This window comes from Streptomyces milbemycinicus (assembly GCF_002154605.1).
In the GTDB taxonomy this organism is placed as follows: domain Bacteria; phylum Actinomycetota; class Actinomycetes; order Streptomycetales; family Streptomycetaceae; genus Streptomyces; species Streptomyces milbemycinicus.
In genome coordinates, this window is the sequence record NZ_MUNE01000734.1 from 1 (window position 1) to 1377 (window position 1377).

Consider the following 1377-nt stretch of genomic DNA (forward strand, 5'->3'; position numbering starts at 1 on the left):
GCCGAGTACGCCACCTCGGCCCCGGTCTCGTGCTGTCCGCCGCCGTCGTCGGCTCCGGTGAACTGATCACCACCACCTCGCTCGGTGCCAAGGCCGGGTTCGCGCTGCTGTGGCTGGTGATCGTCTCCACCGCGGTCAAGGTGTGGGTGCAGATGGAGCTGGCCCGCTGGACCATCCTCAACGGCCGCCCCGCGCTCGACGGCTTCCGTGACGTCGGCCCCCGGATCGGCCGGCTGAGCTGGATCAACTGGCTCTGGATCGGCATGGACTTCGCCAAGATGTTCCAGCGCGGCGGCATCATCGGCGGCACCGCGGCGGCCTGTTCGATCCTGCTGCCGATCCACGGGGCGGCGCTGAGCACGTCCTCCCTGACCATCTGGGCCATCATCGTCACCGGCGCCGCCATCCTCATCCTGCAGACGGGCAAGTACCCCGTCGTCGAGCGGGTCGAGGTCATCGGCATCACGCTCAAGACCATCATCACCTTCGGCCTGGCGCTCGCCCTGCCGTTCACCGCCTTCGGATACGGCCCCGAGCAGTTCGCCGACGGCCTGAGCTTCCAGATCCCCGCGGGCACGGTCGGCATCGCACTCGCCATGTTCGGCATCACCGGCGTCGGCGCCGACGAGATGACGACGTACACGTACTGGTGCCTGGAGAAGGGCTACGCCCGCTGGACCGGCCCCGACGACGGCACCGAGGAGCGCGCCCAGCGGGCCGAGGGCTGGCTCAAGGTCATGCGGCTCGACGTGGCCGTCTCCTGGGTCATCTGCACCATCTGCACCCTGTCCTTCTTCGTGATCGGCGCCTCGGTGCTCCACCCGCAGGGCCTGGTGCCCGAGGGCAACGGCATGATCACCACGCTGTCGCATATCTACACCGACACGCTCGGCCCCTGGGCCGAGTATCTGTTCCTGGCCGGTGCGATCGCCGTCCTCTTCTCGGTCACCGTCGCCTCGTCGGCCAGTGTCCCGCGCCTGTGGACCAACACCCTCGGTCTGCTCGGAGTGATCAACTGGAAGGACATGCGCGTACGCACGCGCACCATCCGCATCCTCACCTGCTGTCTGCCCCCGGTGTGGATGTGCATCTTCCTGTGGGTCCAGTCCCCGGTTCTGATGGTGCAGATCGGCGGCATCGGCGGAGGCATCTTCCTGCTCGCGGTCGTGGTCGCGGTCTGGCGCCTGCGCTACACCGGCGTCCCGCCCCGCTTCCGCGCCAACCCCTGGCTGACCGCCGCCCTCGTCATGAGCAGCGCGGCGATCCTGTTCCTCGGGGTGTACGGAGTTCTCGACACGCTCGAGCTCACACCCGGCAGCTGATTCCCGCAGCGCACTGCACCCACACACACCACCCCGCCACCCGCCCCGCCCCGGC

1 protein-coding gene is annotated in these 1377 nt (G+C 68.8%); it reads left to right on the top strand.

The window, feature by feature from the left end; genetic code table 11:
- Window positions 1-1322, top strand: a 1322-nt coding sequence (locus CCN51_RS44375) for an Nramp family divalent metal transporter (RefSeq protein ID WP_086860864.1), incomplete at its 5' end; no start/stop codon positions are given.
- Between the last annotated feature and the right edge of the window lie 55 nt (window positions 1323-1377).